At 55.2% G+C, this 3,277-nt stretch carries 3 protein-coding genes and 1 pseudogene; 1 reads left to right on the top strand and 3 read right to left on the bottom strand.

The window, feature by feature from the left end:
- Nucleotides 1-125 precede the first annotated feature (125 nt).
- A pseudogene (locus FS320_RS40465) lies at nucleotides 126-590 on the top strand (IS5 family transposase); the annotation flags it as partial.
- A gap of 324 nt (nucleotides 591-914) precedes the next feature.
- On the opposite strand, the gene FS320_RS51240 reads toward FS320_RS40465, so the two are convergent.
- The 3 genes from FS320_RS51240 to FS320_RS40450 form a co-directional block, all read right to left on the bottom strand.
- A complete protein-coding gene (locus FS320_RS51240) occupies nucleotides 915-1,100 on the bottom strand; it encodes a hypothetical protein (RefSeq protein ID WP_425294311.1) in 186 nt (61 codons plus the stop codon).
- Between the two features lie 38 nt (nucleotides 1,101-1,138).
- Nucleotides 1,139-1,267 carry a hypothetical protein gene (locus FS320_RS51235; protein WP_420846840.1) on the bottom strand — a complete coding sequence of 43 codons (129 nt, stop codon included), beginning with the start codon at nucleotides 1,265-1,267 and terminating at the stop codon, nucleotides 1,139-1,141.
- 371 nt (nucleotides 1,268-1,638) lie between these two features.
- Nucleotides 1,639-2,748: an NAD-dependent epimerase/dehydratase family protein gene (locus FS320_RS40450; protein WP_152718133.1), complete on the bottom strand. Its 1,110-nt coding sequence runs from the start codon at nucleotides 2,746-2,748 to the stop codon at nucleotides 1,639-1,641.
- Nucleotides 2,749-3,277 lie beyond the last annotated feature (529 nt).

Here is a 3,277-nt window from a genome sequence, read left to right as displayed (position 1 = left end):
GCCGACCGGATATGAGGTGATGTGGACTTTTGCTCCACAGCTGACCGCGAGGCCAATCCTGATGTCGTCTGCAAGCGATCCCGTCGCTGCGCACCACCCTTGACGCGATAGGCCTCATATGAGGGGGGAGGCCTATCGATCCGATCGGCTATGACGCGGCCAAGAAAGTCAAGGGCAAGACGCGTCACCTCATCGTCGACACGCTGGGCCTGATGCTTGGGCTGAATGTGACACCCGCCGATGTGCAGGACCGGGATGGATTTCTGCCGCTTCTGAAGAGTGTGCCGCGCGTGTTCGTGTTCCTGGAGCGCCTGTTTGCCGATGGCGCCTACAGCGGCGCAGCAACAGCCGCGGCCGCGAAACGGACCGGCAAGGTGGTTCTGGAGATTGTCAAACGTTCGGAGGCCGCCAAAGGCTTCGTGGTGGTCGCGAAGCGGTGGATTGTCGAGAGAACCTTCGGGTGGCTCGGTCGCTGCCGCCGGCTGGTCAAGGACTTTGAGAATCTCACGCGCACGCAGCTGGCGTTCGTGCAACTCGCCATGATCCGGCTCATGACCCGCAGGATCGCAAGGCTTTGTCAAAGCTCATGAATCGCTCGGACCGACTCTAAGTAATCTATCTCTTCGTGGCACTATCACGTTTGCCCATGTTCGTTGCGGCCATAGTAATTCTTTCCTTGGAGTCGCTACTATCCGTTCAGTCTGAAATCCACATCCTCAGGTCGTATTTCCACTCTTGCTGCGCTTGTCTCAATGCTGGGAACAAGAGCTTGAGCACACTTCCCCGGTGGGAAAGCACCCGCCAAACTCCCCCGCCTAGGGCAGCTTGGCATTGAGCAAGTGAATTGGTCGGCCCTGAATAATGCGGTTGCACGCGGCTGGCGCTGGATTTCAGGCAACCTGAGAAGCATCCGGTTACACGAATGAACCCATCAGAGCTGCCATGAGCCAAGCGACAAAAGGCTTGAGCCGGTTCAGGATCAGCCGCAGATTGTGTCCGGCGGCCACCAGCAGCGCATTCATGGCATCGCTCGCAACTCCGAGCAGGTGATTCCGTCCAAGCTCCCCATCTGCCTTCATGTGCCCGACCATTGGCTCGATCGCCGACCGGCATCGCAGCTCGCGCTTGATCGTCGGCGTCAGACCCTGCGCTGTCGCGTGATGAACACGCGCTCCTTGTGCCCATAGTCGTGCCCGCGATAGCCCTGGTCGACGTCAATGCGCGCGGGCTCCACGTCCGTCGTGGCGATCACCTGGGGACAATTCAATCGGCAGGTCTGGGGAGTTTCACTCCGATATCAACAGCGTTGAGGATCTTGCACAGGTCGTCCTTGGGTTTGCGCCCGCGCCGGCCAGGTTGGGGCAGAATGGGTCTGATCCGCTCCCATTCCTCATCAGTCAGATCGGCGGGGCAGCGCTGTCGCTCAAAGGCTTACTGGCGCTCGCGATGCTCGTTCGTCCACATCCGGCTCATGTGGACTCGGGACTATCCCAATCCGACCCACTGCGACATTCTCAAACAGGCACTCAGACCTCTGGAATGGCAAAGAATACATTCATCGCCGTCCAGTTATGCCGCTCAGTGGTTTCTTCCTTGCGATTCACTGTAGTGGCCCAACGCAACTTTCCCGACGGCTTTCTAGCCAGCACTTGTCCGCAGGACCACACCAAATTTGGAGGGCGATTTCTCGGAATATCTATCAATGGCAGACCACCGGAGGTCGGAATGAATCCTACCTGATCTGAGGTGTTCGTCCAATACATTGAAACGTATAAGGTTGGATTGACGGTACTCGGCATCTTTGAAGTTCATACTAAGCAGTCCGTCGCGAATGTCTCTAATCGCTTCTCCGAGAGAAACCCGCGGTTGATGATTAGGTGCAATAGATTTGTAACGCGAAAAGTCTACGCGGTAGGATCGCTTATCAGGTTGCGCGTCTTTGTTAATTTCTATCGTAGTTCCAGGAATATGTGAGCGGACAGCCGCGGCTAGATCGGCAACCTGATAGTTCCACTCATCGCTCCCGACATTGACCGGGAGGAAGCATTCGTTGGCGGGCAATGGCCGAACGATCGCCCATTCTATGGCACGGGCCATATCGTTCAGGTGAATAAGTGGGCGCCAAGGAGTTCCATCGCTCAGAACGCTGATGCGCCCCGTCGAGAGAGCAGATGCTACGAAATCGTTCAGTACGAGATCAAGTCTAGTCCGGCCGGAGAAGCCGCATGCTGTGGCGAATCGCAAGGCACACACATGCATCTCGCTGTCGACTGCAATCTGATGAAGACCAACCTCCGCCCCGACCTTAGATTGTGCATAGGCGGTCAATGGGTTTAGCGCGTCACCCTCTGAACGGGCAGCACCGTCTGCGAAACCATATATCGAGCAACTCGATGCAAAAACAAAACGTTTTATCTCATTGCGGGCTGCAAGCTCAGCGATTCGAATGCTGGCCGACTGGTTCACTTCCTTTGTAACATCCCCAAAGCGTAGCCCCATCGGATCGTTCGAGATTGCAGCAAGGTGAACAACCACGTCAGCACCAGAGAGAACATCTTCTATCGGATCACGGACGTCCCGAAAGACCTGAACGTCAAGTTTGCGCTCCGGGGTCATATACTGGGTCAGGCAGTGCCCAAATAGAGCACTATCAACTCCCACGATGGTTGCATCCGGCAGGGCTCCGCGGAGATGCGACACGACGGAGGACCCAACATAGCCCATGTTTCCCGTGATTATAATCTTCATTTTATTCTCTCATCTTACAGAACTACCTTACGCTCAATTTTTGAGCTTCTGCAATGTAGTAGCTGGGGAGCATAGAAGGGAACTAAGCATTAGTCCTAAAGCGGCAATCAGATGAAGGATGTACCCGCTGAGTTTGTGACCTTTTGTGATAATATTCAGATTTGGATGATCCTGTCCCGTCAGACTGGCCATGTGGAGGACACCTTTCTGGGCATTTGGATCTGAGCTCATTCATCACCCGCCGCCAAAACTTGGCGACCTCGCTCTGCTAGTTTCCTAGCTCTAGGATCTCCTCAGCACCTTCCCGCCGCACGCCAAGCGCCCGGGAAGACAGCCTTGTTGCGCACCTGACTCGATTGACATCGAAGAAGTCTAAGAGTCTGACTCAGAAAGACCGGTCTGAGAGGCTGGTGAGCAATTTTATTACTCGCTTCAAGTGCTTGATTTGGAATAGCTTTCGTGAAGATTGATGAGGCGGATGCGGGGTGTGCAACGGTTGAGGAGCCCCGCTATGGATACTTGTCTCTAT

This window comes from Microvirga tunisiensis, from assembly GCF_009296175.1.
In the GTDB taxonomy this organism is placed as follows: domain Bacteria; phylum Pseudomonadota; class Alphaproteobacteria; order Rhizobiales; family Beijerinckiaceae; genus Microvirga; species Microvirga tunisiensis.
The sequence above is the reverse complement of the archived record's forward strand: the minus strand, read 5'-3'. Positions and strand labels throughout refer to the sequence as shown.

Excerpts from the sequence above, each read along its gene's own strand:
- FS320_RS40450 (WP_152718133.1), bottom strand. The coding sequence starts at position 2,748 with ATGAAGATTATAATCACGGGAAACATGGGCTATGTTGGGTCCTCCGTC.